Source organism: Solibacillus sp. NPDC093137 (genome assembly GCF_050280445.1).
Taxonomy (GTDB): Bacteria; Bacillota; Bacilli; order Bacillales_A; family Planococcaceae; genus Solibacillus; species Solibacillus isronensis_B.
On record NZ_JBNNVH010000001.1, the window covers coordinates 1,217,901 to 1,232,921 of the forward strand.

Here is a 15,021-nt window from a genome sequence, read left to right on the forward strand (position 1 = left end):
TCGTAGTTACCTAACTAAATGAAAATTATTCTCATAACACTATGTACGAGTTTCGGAGAATTTAAACATTGCAAGCTGTGTTGAAGTTTCCACTTAAACTCAGCTTGCATTCACTTCGTATGATCCTCCAGAAAGTCCTTACTGAAACTTGTTTTTGAGGCGTAGCTTTTTGATTTCGCCCGGACTCCACGTTTAATGGCTCCTTTTCCGAACTTCTTTTCAATAGTTTCGACCAGTTCCAAAATCGGCTCATCTTTTATATGCTGTTCAAAATTAAACAGACTGAGCTGCTGGGTTAATTCGGATTGATCGACAACGTTGGAAACGGTAATGCCGATCAGTCTAACAGGTGTTTCATCCCAGTTTTCGGTAAACAGCTTCCACGCGATTTCAAATATTTCATCTGCCTGATTGACGGCGTTCCGCAATGTTTTACTGCGCGAAGCATTTTGCCAGTCAAAATTGCGTATTTGAATTGTCACCGTTGTCCCCGCCAAATATTTCACTTTCAGACGTTCGGATACACTTTTACTCAGCTTTTCAAACGTCTCCTTCAAAATATAATATTCGGTCTCATCCCTTGGAAGGGTCGTCGAATTCCCAACACTTTTCGTATCAAATATAGCGTTCGGGTCAACCGGCCGTGAATCAATGCCATTTGCACGTTTGATGAGTCGAGCTCCGTTTTTTCCTAAATTCCGTATTAACAGTCGCTCATCCGCTTGTGCCAAATCACCGATTGTAAAAATATTTAGCCCATTCAGCTTCTTCGCTGTTTTCTCCCCTACCCCGTGCATTGTCACGACTTCCTGCGGCCATAAAAGCTCCGGCAGCTCACGAATTCTAAGAATCGTAATTCCGAGCGGTTTTTTCATGTTTGAAGCGGTTTTAGCGAGAAATTTGTTAGGGGCAATACCAATCGAGCACGGTAAATCGAGCTCATGTAAAATTCGCTGCTGAATTTCCTCGGCCAATTGGAGCGGATGCTGTGATTTGGAGCGTTCCGTTACATCCAAATAGCCTTCATCAATCGATACAGGTTCTACTAAATCCGTATAGCTACGTAATATGGAGAAAATTGCCGCACTTGCTGCCCGGTATTTTGGGAAATCAGGGGGCAGCAACAGCAGTTCGGGACATTTACGCTTTGCTTCCCCAACAGTCATCGTTGTATAAATCCCTTTGGCACGGGCCTCATATGAGCTTGTTACGATAATGCCGCGCCGTTCTTTAGCATTTCCCGCAACAGCAATCGGTTTCCCCTTTAAACTCGGATCATGAGCCTGTTCGACAGATGCATAAAAACTGTTCATATCTAAATGGAAAATAACTCTCGCCGCCATTTCCCCACCTCCTTTACTGAGCAGATTGTTTATAGATACTATTTTACTACATTAATAATGTTCCGGGGCAAACGCTGATTCCATTAAATAAGGAGAAATTCCATGTTATTCATCAAATTAATTTATAAGTTCTAAAATAATTGAAACTTCTATCGTTATCTTCGCCAAAACGTGCCGCTTCTATATAAAATGCGGGGGAAATTTCGTCTTTTAAATAGCCATCTACATAAAAAAGCCGGAAAATCAAATAAAAATCTGACTCTCCGGAACAACCACAATTATTAATAAAACCCAATCTATTTCAACTCTTTCATTCGATGCTGCCAGTAGTATTCAAACACTTCGAGCGAGGATTTTCGTGGAATGAACTGGAAAACTTCCTTCAATCTCTTATTATTCAGAACAGGACGGTAACGCAGGAAATCAACCTGTTCCTCTCCATATTGACTTAACTTCAGCCTTTTTAACACAAACAAACTTCCCTTTATGACCGGCGCCGGTATTTTCACTACTTTTTTATTCAGCAAAACACCCAGATCATCTATTGTGACCGCACCATCTCCTGCCAAATTAAAAATGCCTGTAACCTCACTGTCAATCGCCTTAGCAAAACAGGAAATGACATCCTGATCCCATATAAATACAAATGGGCTTTTTGATTTGGCAACACCGAGCACCATGTTCTGTTCGAATAAATTTGTAATTTGGTTGCGTACATTCTTCCCTAAAATCGTACCGATCCTAAATATTGTCTGTTCGAGCTGCGGGTATTGCGATCGGTATTGCTCGAGCATTTCTTCTACTAACCGCTTATGATAGGAATAGGCAAAAGCTTCATTGCCCCGGATTGGATCTGTTTCTTCTATCCATTGTGCATTATTTTCATAATAGCCGTAAGCCGCACCACTGGATGAAACGACAATCCTTTTAACATTCGTCTTTACACATGCTTCCAGTATATTTTTTGTTCCTAATACATCGACCGAATATTCAAATTCCCGGTTACTTTTCTTTCCAGGTGTAACAATTGAAGCCAAATGTACAACGACGTCAACATTATATTGTTCGAAATATTTCTGTGCTTCATCTGAGCGGACATCCAATTCGATATATTGTAGATTAGGATGTACTTCAAAAGGTGACGTTTTCCGAATATCAGCTGCTATTATTGAATGATTTGTAGTTTCCAGTAAATAGAGGACGAGCTGCTGTCCTAAATAACCGCCCGCCCCTGTGATTAAAACGTTCATGCCTGGACCTCCTGTTGAACTGTGACAATTGCTTCGGGAGCGCGCCTTGACCAGAAAGTTGCGATTGCTAAACCGGAAATAATATGCCAGATTCCCCACATTGCCGCAACCAGCGCCATGCCTCCCAGACCTCCAAAGAAGGTAAAGATGAGTACGAGGCCGAGACCCGAATTTTGAATACCAACCTCAATTGCGATTGCTCTTCTGTCGCGCTCATTCACTTTTAATGCACGGGAAGAGAAATAGCCGATGCAAATCGCCAGTAAATTTTGCAGGATCACGACCCAAACAACAGCTCCAACATTATTAATAAACGCATCAAAATTATTCGCTACCATAATGACAACAAACATCACGAAAATGACGATCGATAGTTTCATCATTATCTGGTTGAAGCGGGCTGCAAATTTCGGGAATTTTTTTCGAATATACATCCCGATAATAAGCGGCAGACCGAGCATAAAGAAAATTGTCGTGAACATATCGACAACACTAATACTGAACGATGTCATCATCTCTTTTGTTGGACCATATAAAGACGCCCAAAACATCGTGTTCAGCGGTGTCATGACAATTGCCAAAACCGTGGAAATGGCTGACATGCTGATCGACAGTGGTGTATTGCCTTTTGCATAATGCGTTAAAAAATTCGATAAATTTCCTCCTGGACAAGCGGCGACTAAAAACAGACCTAACGCAATACTAGGAATCGGCTGAATAATGCTGACAAGTACAAATGTAATCGCCGGCAACAGGAAGAATTGACAAGCAAGGCCGATTAACGCCGGTTTGGGGGTCTTTAACGATCTCTTAAAATCTGAAACTTGCAGATCGAGCGCTACGCCAAACATGATAAATCCAATGACGATGTTCATTATTAACAAGGCCGTCTCATTAAAGTTGATTTGAATAGAATCAATTCCCATATATTATTTCCCTTTCGGTTCGGCGTGCATATCTTTGAAATAGCGTAACCCGGGCGCCCACATATGCTTGACCGGGTCGACCTCTGTATGAATGACTGTACACTTTCCTACTGAAATAGAAGTTAGAAGGGCCTGTTCCAGCTGGTCAAACGTTTCCACATATTCACCATGTGCTCCCATTGCTTTCGCTACTAGGTCAAATCGAATCTCACCTAAATCGGCATTGATGCTTTCGTGTGGATCCAAAGTTTTTTTCAACATAGTTTTAATCGGTCTTAGCGCAAAGTGCTGATTCATTTTCACCATGCCCCATTGTTTATCACAAAGCACGATATAAACGACATGCAGATTGTTGCGCACAGCTGTTTCGATTTCCTGCGGATGGAAGCCCATTGCCCCGTCACCGATAATACATAAAACCGGCTGTTCCGGCTTGGCAATTGCCGCCCCGAGTGCCTGACCGACACCTGCACCGAGCATACCGAATTTAAATGTCGATAAAAGCGGCATTTCATCATTCACTTCATAATAGAAGTTCGACCAAATGGCTGTATTGCCCCCGTCAATGACAAGTGGTGTATTTTTAGGGAATATTTGATTGGCCATATGCGGGATTTGTGCTGGATTTAAAGGTGAATTTTTATCCGTTGTATGCTCATTCAATTTTTTCCGGTGCGCCCTTTTCGATTCAATATGTTTTTCAATCATCTGTTTTCGATTTGTATCAATTACGGTTTCAGTATCTCGATTTAGTACAACTAGCAGCTCTTGTAAAAATGCTTTAATATCTGCCTGAATCAATAGTTCAGCAGGTTTATTTGCTCCAAGAATGGAAGGTTCCAAATCTACTTGTATGACCGTTTGATGTGCATTCCAGTAAGGTGCTTTCCCCCACCAGTCCGTTTCACCGAGACGAGACCCTAATACTAATACAACATCCGCATCGTTTCGTACATTATTATTTGTTTCAATATGCACCATTGGCATCATAAGCGGATTATCCTCGCTCATCGCACCGCGCCCTGCCCAGCTCGTCGTAACCATCGCCTGCAGTTTTTCCGCAACTTCAGTCAGTTCTTTTTTTGCGCCTGCATGAATGACACCGCTGCCTGCATGAATGATCGGGAATGTAGCTGACTTCAGTAATTGGGCTGTTCGTTCAATCTGATAGTTCGATGCTTTTGGCAGCTCGAGCATGCGGTATTGCGAAGGTTCCCAAAAATTCAGTTCACAACTGACTTTCGTATTCATAATGTTTTCCGGGATATCCAAATGAACGACGCCCGGACGCCCTTCATAGCATTTGCGCAATGCCATCCGCAGCATTTCAGGGATACGGTCAAATGAAGGTACTGCTTCACTCCATTTAGCAAACTGTTTAATTGTTGAAGTCTGGTCAAAACACTGGTACGTTCCGCCACGGTCTGGATACATGATACCTGTCCGTCTTGCACTCGTAATGCACAACACGCGATTTCCTTCTGCTTCTTCTACTACTAAGCCCGGCAGAATATTAGCTACACCCGGTCCATTACTCGCCATACATACACCTAAACGATTTGTCACCCTCGCATAAGCACCTGCCATATGTGCCGCACTTGTTTCATGGCGTGGTGATATGAGCTCAATTCCATTTTTTTGCAAGTTCGAATAAAAGCCGAAATACGTCCCGTCAATGATTCCAAAGATGTTATCCACACCTTCTTTTGCCAACATTTTTGCTACTACTTCTCCACCTGACATTGTTGCCATTCCACAATTCCCCCTTCAATTTGTAAACGCTTTCTTAATTGCTTAAAAATTACTTCAATATCCTCAATATTCGGTACTTTCCTGTTTGTTAGAATCCCATTGCCGGATAACGTCTGCTCCGCAAGTTGCTCGATCACTTCATCTGTCAATAAAGGTGCAATCTGTTGTGCGCTCTTCCAAATGTACTGTTTTCTGTTCAGCTCATCCAAATAACCGCTTAAAAATTGAGTACTGTTCAACCCGATGATTTTTGCTATTTCCTCGTAACGTTCATACGCGCTTTCCAGTGAGTATTGGATGACAAACGGGTGCATCAGTGCAACACACTGTCCATGTGGCATATGGAATTTTACGCCGAGTGCTCGACCTGTTGCATGTGCCAAATTTGTCGAAGAGTTGGAAAACGCAATTCCCGCATAAAAGCTACCCATTAATAATTGCTGCCTCGCTTCCATGTTGTCCGGTTGTACAAAAACCGTCTCAATATTTCTTGAAATACAGGAGATCGCTTCTTTTGCAAAAAAGTCACTCATAGTATTTGCCTTCGTTGAAACAAAAGCTTCGATAGCATGTGTTAATGCATCCAGCGCCGTAAAACTCGTAATGGATGGCGGCACATTTACCGTAAGCGTTGCGTCTAAAATAACGACATCCGGAATAAAACTCGGGTGTGCAGGATTAACCTTTTTTTGAAGCTTTTCGTCTGTAATCACCGTTACTTTTGTCGCTTCAGAACCAGTCCCCGCAGTAGTAGGAACTGCGATAAACGGCAAGCGGTGCAATTCAGCCAGGTTTGGAATATCATTTAAACTCAAGTTCGGATTCACCACAAAAACAGCCACCGCTTTCGCTAAGTCAATGACACTCCCGCCGCCAATTGCTATAACACCGTCACAGCTGTTTATATGAAGCTCAGCTAGAGCCCGGTCCAGTTCATCTGTTGTTGGCTCCCCTTTAGATATTTCATAAAAATGCGCATTAGGGAGTTCCTGCTTTAAAATATTTAATTGACTGGCTATTGCGCTTCTGCTGTAAATGATGAATGGCCGCTTTATCTTTCTTTGTGCCGTTTCCACTGATAATCGTTGAAATGAATCGATACCTGCAACAATTTTTTTAGGTAGAAAAAGTTCATAGATCATGAAGTTACACCTCCTGCTGTCCTTTTCGTTTTCAGTTTCAACATATAAAGTTCTGGATGGAACAGGCTACTGTAATATTCAATCACTTCACCTTGTACACCCAAAATGACCCGTTCAATATTTAAAACATTCGTATAAGGCTTCAAATCGAGGAGTTTCGCATCCTCTTCACTAATTGGGCTACATCGAATCGTCTGTTCAGCTTCGACCATTGTAATATTCAACTCTTTTTCGATAATGTCATAGATCGTCGCTTCATTCAGATTGTATGCGGCTATTTGTTTCCCTAAATGAGTTGGATAAAAATGCCGTTCGATGGATATTGGCTGGTCATCAGCTGTTCGTACTCTGGAAATGCCAAATAATATGGATTGCCCTAATATTTCATTCGCTTCCGGGAAGTTATCAATATTTTTCGCATAAAGCAGTTTCGCTCCTGGCTTCATTCCCATTTGCCTGACCGTATCTGTAAAACTATTCAAAGAATTAAGCCAGTCATGTACCGGCTTATTTTTTGTAATAAACGTTCCTTTTCCATGGATTTTTTTCAGTACCCCATCATGCACTAAATGCTTTACCGCCTCTCTCACTGTTGATCGGCTCACGGAAAAGCGCTCCATTAATTCACGTTCGCTCGGAATTTTCTCCACATATTTCCCTTCAACAATTTCAGTTTTCAATAAATCCTTCAGTTGAATATGTAACGGAATATGATTTTCAAAGTTCAATGTACCCACCTCCATTGGTCCGCACATCATAACGTCCGTACCAGTTCACTTTGTAAAATTGATTATAGGGGTACTTTCCAATAATTACAATAAATTTTCAGAATTTTCCAATATATGATTCTTCTATAATATTTCACACTATTATTTCCAAAAAATGATAAAAATAAAAATTCCCCATTTCCTAAATCTTTACCGATGAAGGAATGGGGAATTTCATGTATTATATTTTTTTGCTATATCTAATTGTTATTAAAAAACTTTCCGTATTAAGCCGTTACATCACGTTTCATAAAGTAAATGAACGTAATTGCTAAAAAGACGATTGCATACACGATATTGACAACTAACGAGAACGTAAATGTTAATCCTTCAATCATCGGCATACTTCCCGGTGCATAAAACGATAAATCATTGGCAAACCAGACGTATTTCGCAAAATCATATTGAGCGATAAACATTGTTGCCGTTGAACCCATCAACAAGATGAACAGCGATAAACTTACCGCTAACGTACTTGAACCAAAAATCGTACCGATCATAAACGCAAATATAATCGTCATAATTGTTGAACCGAGCGAATAAAGTGTCGTTTCGACAAATGTATTTTCCACCGTTTCCTGCACAACTTGCCCATCAACGACTGATAACGCAATTGCACTGTCCGTACCGAACAATGCCATACCGACAATTAATGCGACAACGATTCCAGCGGCAAAAAGTACAATTCCATAAAGAATAGACGCTACAAGTTTCGAAAGTAAAATTTTCCATCTTGCAACAGGTCGTGTAAGAAGCATTTTAATCGTACCAGTACCAAACTCTGATGATACAATACCTGCAGCAATAACAACTGTAAAGATGCTTGTTACCATAATTGTCAATGTTAACGATAAGTCCATATGTTCCGTAAAGGTCATTGCATTTGATGATGGTAAATCATTGGCGATACGATATTCGGCCATTGCAATTTCTTCCTTGAAATATTGCTCATCTTCCGGCATTAAATCTTCTGAAGCAAGCATTTCTTTTGGATGGGCCATCATTTCTTCATTTGCTGCTAAGCGCGCTTCTTTTGTACTTGAATCCACATCATAATATTTGTTCATCCCTGCAACGAATACGATTAGTACAATTAAAAGCCCGCACATGATCCAAGCATTTTTTTGCGACCACATTTTGATCCATTCATTTTTAACGTATTGCATCGATTGCACCTCCACCTGTCATCTCGATAAATTGATCTTCAAGACGTTTTTGAATCGGCTGGATCGTATATAGATCAATACCCGATTCAACTAGTTTACGAATAAGTGCAGGCACTTCTTCTTTTGTTAGATTGACTACGTAGCCGCCATTCTCTTTTGTTAACGGCTCTTCGAACATCGCCTGAAGCTGATCCGGCTGGCCGACTTCAATGTAATATTGTACTGCCTCGACATGTTGCAGTTCACGAATATCAATCAGCTCACCATTTTGAATAATCGCGATCCGGTCTACCATTAACTCGATTTCGGATAAAAGGTGACTCGATACAACGATGGCGACATTATCCTCTACGGCAATTTTACGCAAATACATACGGAATTCACGGATCCCAGCAGGGTCCAGACCATTTGTCGGCTCATCCAAAATTAAAAACTTTGGACGGTGCAGCATCGCCTGTGCCAGTCCAAGGCGTTGACGCATCCCTAACGAATACGTTTTCACTTTTTCATGAATACGATTTTGCAGACCGACTTGCGCTACAACTTCATCAATACGCTGTTTCGTTACACCTTTATGCATTCGAGCAAAGTGCTGTAAGTTTTTATACCCTGACATATATTTATACATTTCCGGGTTTTCAACGATTACACCGATGTTACTGATCGCTTCTTCATAATTTGTCGAAAGCTGTTTCCCATCGATGATTACTTCTCCTTTAGAAGGATACATTAACCCCGTCATCATACGGATTGTCGTGGTTTTACCCGCTCCATTTGGCCCCAAAAATCCGGTGATTTGCCCCGGATAAAAGTCCAGGTTCAAGTCTTTAATAATGTGTTTGCCTTTAATCGTTTTGTTCAAATTTTTAATTTCCACAATTGGCTGTGACAATTGCCCACACCTGCTTTCTGCTATTTCTTCTATTACAAGCATTTATTTGCGTACCTGGATGCTATGTAGTGACATGAATGACCTCACATGTAATAGATTCTAATTACTATACTGGTTGAGTTTGGAAAAAGTTTCATTAAATTTATAATTTAGCGATAAAAAACCTCATCAGGTATTTCTGATGAGGCGAAACCAGTTATTAGTATTCTCCAACCCATTCGTCTTTCAACAGACCATATACTGCATGATCAACATAGTGATTGTACAGCCATTCCGCCTGACGGATTGTCCCTTCATGCATAAAACCAAGACGCTCCGCAATATGACGACTTTTCGTATTATTAACAGCAGCATGAATTTCAACTTTTCCAAGCTTATATTCGTTGAAGGCGATATCAATGATGCCTTTCACAGCGCGTGTCATAATGCCTTCCCCTTGATATTCTTCATCTAAAAAGTAGCCGATCTCGCATTTTTTCAGAGACCAATTAATGGTATTGATCGAGACTTTCCCCACAAATTGCCCTTTATAAAAAATCGCTGTATCCAGACCTTCACGCTTTGCGAATTTTTCTAAATTCATTGCGGCAAAATCGCGTGTATCTTCAACAGTTTTTGTATTATCTACCCACCCAAGCCATTCTCGTAAATAATCGCGTGAACGGTCAATGAAAGCAAAGATTTCTTCTGCATCATTTTGTGTAATTAATTTTAATTGAATTTCATTATCTACTTCATAAAAGAACATTACTATCTCTCCAATCTAAGCTCCCATTTAAAACGATAAACCCTTTTTTATTTTCTTATCATATATAGCTATTTCCGAATATGCAATTAAAATATGTAAACCAACAATAATTTGTGTAAGTTTACCAATTTCACAACGTTAATTGTGCACTTTTTCAAGAAAATTCGCAATATTCCTGTTTAGTATTTTGGTAAACTAACTATGAGGTGTTTTTATGGAAAACAATGAACAGGCTTGGGGAAAACTATTAAAATATTATCGTCAAAAAAAGAAGCAGAAACAGGATGACGTTGCTTTCGGCATTTGTACCCCTTCGTATTTAAGCCGGATTGAAAATGGAATCGTTGTCGCAGAACATTCGATGTATGAGCAGCTGTTTGAAAACTTAGGCATCGATTTCAATAAGCTCGAACAACAACTGAAAAGCCAAACCACTTTTTTGGAGCTGTTATACGAAAAATTATTGTCGAATGCCGAGCTTACTGCAGGTGAAATCGAACAATTAACCGCAATGCAAACCGAAGAGCAGCCATTTGAAAAGCAGCTGTTGGCAAAGCTTGTGTATGCTCGTTTCCTTTACTCGAAAAAAGAAGATGATAGGGCGAGAACAATACTTAATGAAATCGAGCCGTTTATCAACTGGAAAAAAGACCGGATCACTCAGCTGTTCGTTGCGATTACCGCTTTCGGTCATCTGTCATTTCAGGAATTTGAACAGTTGTCCATTAAAGAAGCAGACAATCAATTGGCGCAATTTTTATCCAATACCCACCCATTTGAACTGGCCAACTACCATTATCATATTGCTTTTGCGAATCACAGAAGCTATAAGTTACAAAAGGCACTGGAACATATTGAACTTGCACAGCAGTTTTTTACCCATCAGTATAAACCGTTGTTTCAGTTGAAGCTTTATTCCATGAAAGGTGTGATTTTCAATGATTCACATCGATTCCAGGAAGCTCTCAAGGAGTTTGAAGCAGGGCTCAACCTACTTGCGAATGTCTCTTCAATTCAAACACCGATGCAGTGGAGCTCACTGCATAACAATATCGCGTATTGTTACGAATGCCAGGAAAACTTTACGGAAGCGTCCAAACATTATCAATTGGCAAATAACTATGATGAAGACCTGCATTCAGCAATTAATTGGATGCGCACATGCTTTGCGCAAAAGGATTTTAAACAGTTGAATACACTGTTAATACGCTATGAAGAACAGCAATTTACTGTACCCCATCATATTTATCAGCGCAGACTACTAGCGTATGCGGTTGAAACTGAATTTACGATTCGCGGATTAAAATTACTGGAGGATGAAGCTTTTCCGCATTTCAACGAACAGCAGTATTATTCACTGATTCTGTTCTATGCGCCATTATGGGCACAGTTTTACGAGCAGCTCCATGCCTATAAACAGGCGAGCAATTGCTTTAGGCTGGCACTGTATGCAAGTGAAAAAATACGGCAGCGAATGAGCAGCTAAGGGGTGATGATTTGGAGTTAAGAAAAGAGTATTTTTATTTGTGGTTCGGGTTTGGCGCATCCAAACTGGGCAGTTGGATTTACTTGATCGCGCTCAATCTTTCGGTCTGGCATTTGACCGAGTCACCGGCAGCTGTCGCGGGCATCTATATTATTGGTCCGATTGCCCGCATTTTGTGCAGTTTTTTTGCCGGCTCCATCGTAGACAGAACCAATAAAAGAATCATCTTGATTATTTGTGATGTTTTCCGCGCAAGTATCGTTTGTTTGATGCCGCTGCTTTCGGAAATTTGGCTCATTTACGGTTTGATCTTTTTGGCGAATATCGCGGTCTGTTTTGCCAATCCGAGCAGTACATTTATGATTACAAAACTTGTTTCACCAAATGATCGCTTGCGTTTTAATGCCATCAACAGCATGCTCGGTTCAGGGAGCTTTATGATCGGCCCTGCTTTAGGTGGTGCCATTATCGCCATGAGCAGTACCGCGACTGCGATGTGGGTGAATGGGTTTATGCTTTTGTTTAGCGCATTCATGATGTATTTGCTGCCGAATCAAGAAATCAAGTCGTCCACTCAATCAACTGTACTAACACTTGCTGTTATCCGAGATGATTTTATTACTGTATGGAAATTTATCTCGCAACGGAAAACGCTCCTGCAATTTTTCGTCTTATATTCAACAGCATTGATGATTTGCTTTTCACTTGATTCCCAGGAAATGTCCTTTTTGAAAGATTTCCATGAAGTGACGGATTCGGTTTATGGCATCATTGTAGGAATCACAGGAATCGGTGCCATTGTCGGTGGCTATTTGGCAGCCCGCTTCGTGAAGAAGCTGTCACTCGTTTCATACATCGGCCTCGGGTTTACATGTACGTTACTTTCTTACTTTATATTTTACTTTTCACCTTATTTAATGATTGCGGTCGCTGCCTTTATTTTGCTCGGATTGTTTATGGCGTTCAGCAATGCGGGCTACGCGACATTTTACCAGCAGACAATCCCGACTGAATTGATGGGACGGTTCGGCAGTTCACTTGGACTGATTGAAAGTGTGATGCAGATCACTCTAACCTTGATTATCGGATTTTTGGCGGAAATCTACACGATTCAACTGACAACAAGTATCTTCGCCCTAATCGGTGTTGTCATCGCATGTATCGTCTATTTCCATCTGTTAAACAACAAACCATTGTTTTCAAAAGAGGAGCTAACATAATAATAGTTGAGATTTCCTCTTCAAAGGCTATCGTGATTTCCGATTACGATAGCTTTTATGTTTATGGAATTCTTTTTGCAGATCCAGTGGACTATTTGCTACACTACTTCTAGAAGAAAGAAAGGGATTTATTATGACATTACAACAACTTAAATATGTAATTGAAGTAGCAAAAAACCAGTCAATTAGTAAAGCAGCCCAAAACTTATTCATTAGCCAGCCTAGCCTTTCGAACGCATTAAAAGAGCTTGAACAAGAGTTAGGCATTACTATTTTTTTACGGACAAGTAAAGGGATAACTATTACCGCTGAAGGAACAGAATTTTTGGGCTATGCGCGGCAAGTTGTCGAGCAAGCTGAACTTTTGGAAAACCGGTATGCAAACGTTCAGCCATCACAACAGCATTTTTCCGTTTCTTCACAACACTATGCCTTCGTTGTGAGTGCATTTGTACGTCTCTTTGAAAATTATGATCGCGATGAATATGAATTTACGCTTCGTGAAACAAGAACGTATGAGATTATAGAAAATGTAAAGAATTTACAAAGCGAAATAGGAATTTTATACTTAAACAATTTTAACGAAAAGGTCATTCGGAAATTTTTAAGGGAAGCCAATTTAGAGTTCTATCCATTATTTGAAGCGAAGCCACATGTATTTATCCATATAGGACACCCGCTTGCACATCAAAAATCCGTTACGTTGGAGGATTTACATGCCTATCCATGCTTATCTTTTGAACAGGGCGAATTTAATTCCTTTTATTTTTCAGAGGAAATATTGAGCACCATTTCACGCCCTAAAAATATTAAGGTTAGTGACCGTGCAACACTTTTCAATTTATTGATTGGGCTTAATGGCTATACCATTTCAACAGGAGTCATTAGTCAGGAATTGAATAAAAATATTTGCTCTCTCCCTCTGGAAGTCGATGAGACGATGACAGTCGGGTATATCGTCCATAAACATGTGACTACTAGTAAACTCGCTGCAATCTATATTAATTATTTAAAAGAAACGATCAAAGATGAACTAAAAATATCTTCTCGCTATAGTTTTTAACTATACCGATTGATATTTTTTACGTGTTTCAAATATCCCACTCCACGATGGTATGATAAATCCAACTTAAAAAAGTTGAATTACCAAGGAGGAAATGAACATGTGTGAAAAATTTCAAATTGTAGGCAGTCTATTAAGAAAAAATGAATTATTAACGTATAAAAAACAAATTGAACAACGTGATGATATTACATACCCTTTTTATAAAGATTTTGAAGGCTACGAACAAGTTGAACTCGCTTCTATTCAAGAAGTTGTAAAAAAAGAAATCGAAAATAACATTACGGTTGTGACAGATGGCGAGCATTCGAAATCATTATGGCATTTAGATTTTGCCTGGGGTATTGAAGGATTCGATCGCTATATTGCAGATCATGGTTATTTCTTCAAAGATTTCGATGGAAACTCTCACTATGAAACACGCAAAGACATCGGTTTACGCATTACGGGGGAACTAAGCGGGAAAAACCATCATTTTATCGAAATCTACAAAAAACTGAAAAAAAGTGCTGGCGATCACCAAACAAAACTATGTATCCCGTCACCTTCCCATATTTTAGGTGAGTTATCTTTTTCGGATAATTTCGGACCAGCTGCATTTTATAAAACAAAACATGAATTAAAACAAGCGTTAGCAATAGCTTATACAGAGTTTGTGGAAGAGTTTGCAGCAGCTGGTGGTGAAATTTTACAATTTGATGATTGCTTATGGCAACTTTTTGCTGACGACAATCCGAATTCACCATTTACTGGCGAACAAATTAATCAAGAAGAAGTTCAAGCGTTAGCAACTGAATTTATTGGGATAAATAATCAAATTATTGAAGTGGGCCATCGTTTAGGCTTGAAAATGTGGACACATAATTGCCGAGGTAACTACGACTCACGTAATATGGGTGGTGGTTCTTACATTAAAATTGCTAACCTCTTCTTAAAGCAACTAAATTATGACCGCTTCTTCTTAGAGTGGGATGATGACCGTGCTGGTTCAATTGAAGCACTGGCTGTCTTCAAAGATAAACCAAATGTAGAAATTGTATTAGGATTATTATCTTCTAAAACGAATACTTTAGATAATGAAGATCGTATTATTAAAATGCTTGATGAAGCGTCTAAAATTATCGACAAAGACCGTTTGTTCATTTCACACCAATGCGGTTTCGCTTCCTGCGATGGCGGCAATGAACTTACAGAAGCTGAACAATGGGCAAAAATTCAGCAAGGACAGCAACTTGCTCTGCAGTACTGGAGTTAAATATAAACATA

At 39.9% G+C, this 15,021-nt stretch carries 13 protein-coding genes; 4 read left to right on the top strand and 9 right to left on the bottom strand.

The window, feature by feature from the left end:
• Positions 1-110 precede the first annotated feature (110 nt).
• The 9 genes from ACQKN3_RS06260 to ACQKN3_RS06300 all read right to left on the bottom strand — a co-directional run bounded on the left by ACQKN3_RS06260 (position 111) and on the right by ACQKN3_RS06300 (position 9,986).
• A complete protein-coding gene (locus ACQKN3_RS06260) occupies positions 111-1,343 on the bottom strand; it encodes a DNA polymerase IV (RefSeq protein WP_427710210.1) in 1,233 nt (410 codons plus the stop codon).
• A 296-nt stretch (positions 1,344-1,639) separates the two neighbouring features.
• Positions 1,640-2,593, bottom strand: coding sequence for an SDR family oxidoreductase (locus ACQKN3_RS06265; protein WP_427710212.1), 954 nt, complete (start codon positions 2,591-2,593; stop codon positions 1,640-1,642).
• Positions 2,590-3,519, bottom strand: coding sequence for a bile acid:sodium symporter family protein (locus tag ACQKN3_RS06270; RefSeq protein WP_427710214.1), 930 nt, complete (start codon positions 3,517-3,519; stop codon positions 2,590-2,592). The genes ACQKN3_RS06265 and ACQKN3_RS06270 overlap by 4 nt, the downstream gene beginning before the upstream one ends.
• Before the next feature lie 3 nt (positions 3,520-3,522).
• Entirely contained in the window at positions 3,523-5,271 is a 1,749-nt protein-coding gene (locus ACQKN3_RS06275) for a thiamine pyrophosphate-binding protein (protein WP_427710216.1), read from the bottom strand.
• Complete coding sequence (locus tag ACQKN3_RS06280) at positions 5,244-6,413, bottom strand: iron-containing alcohol dehydrogenase (RefSeq protein ID WP_427710218.1); 1,170 nt, start codon at positions 6,411-6,413, stop codon at positions 5,244-5,246. The genes ACQKN3_RS06275 and ACQKN3_RS06280 overlap by 28 nt, the downstream gene beginning before the upstream one ends.
• Positions 6,410-7,141 carry a GntR family transcriptional regulator gene (locus ACQKN3_RS06285; RefSeq protein WP_427710220.1) on the bottom strand — a complete coding sequence of 244 codons (732 nt, stop codon included), beginning with the start codon at positions 7,139-7,141 and terminating at the stop codon, positions 6,410-6,412. Before ACQKN3_RS06285 ends, ACQKN3_RS06280 begins: the two co-directional genes overlap by 4 nt.
• A 266-nt stretch (positions 7,142-7,407) precedes the next feature.
• A complete protein-coding gene (locus ACQKN3_RS06290; protein ID WP_251688300.1) occupies positions 7,408-8,346 on the bottom strand; it encodes an ABC transporter permease in 939 nt (312 codons plus the stop codon).
• Positions 8,333-9,238, bottom strand: a complete 906-nt coding sequence (locus tag ACQKN3_RS06295) for an ABC transporter ATP-binding protein (RefSeq protein WP_427710223.1) — start codon at positions 9,236-9,238, stop codon at positions 8,333-8,335. The genes ACQKN3_RS06290 and ACQKN3_RS06295 overlap by 14 nt, the downstream gene beginning before the upstream one ends.
• A 199-nt stretch (positions 9,239-9,437) precedes the next feature.
• Complete coding sequence (locus ACQKN3_RS06300; RefSeq protein WP_251688304.1) at positions 9,438-9,986, bottom strand: GNAT family N-acetyltransferase; 549 nt, start codon at positions 9,984-9,986, stop codon at positions 9,438-9,440.
• Positions 9,987-10,200: 214 nt separating this feature from the next.
• Between ACQKN3_RS06300 and ACQKN3_RS06305 the strand changes: the two genes are divergently transcribed.
• The 4 genes from ACQKN3_RS06305 to ACQKN3_RS06320 all read left to right on the top strand — a co-directional run bounded on the left by ACQKN3_RS06305 (position 10,201) and on the right by ACQKN3_RS06320 (position 15,010).
• Positions 10,201-11,472 (top strand): helix-turn-helix domain-containing protein, encoded by a 1,272-nt coding sequence (locus tag ACQKN3_RS06305; RefSeq protein ID WP_427710226.1) that lies wholly within the window; start codon positions 10,201-10,203, stop codon positions 11,470-11,472.
• 11 nt (positions 11,473-11,483) lie between these two features.
• Complete coding sequence (locus tag ACQKN3_RS06310) at positions 11,484-12,692, top strand: MFS transporter (protein ID WP_251688308.1); 1,209 nt, start codon at positions 11,484-11,486, stop codon at positions 12,690-12,692.
• Positions 12,693-12,825: 133 nt separating this feature from the next.
• Positions 12,826-13,755, top strand: coding sequence for a LysR family transcriptional regulator (locus tag ACQKN3_RS06315; RefSeq protein WP_427710228.1), 930 nt, complete (start codon positions 12,826-12,828; stop codon positions 13,753-13,755).
• Positions 13,756-13,855: 100 nt separating this feature from the next.
• Complete coding sequence (locus ACQKN3_RS06320; RefSeq protein ID WP_427710230.1) at positions 13,856-15,010, top strand: cobalamin-independent methionine synthase II family protein; 1,155 nt, start codon at positions 13,856-13,858, stop codon at positions 15,008-15,010.
• Positions 15,011-15,021: the final 11 nt, after the last annotated feature.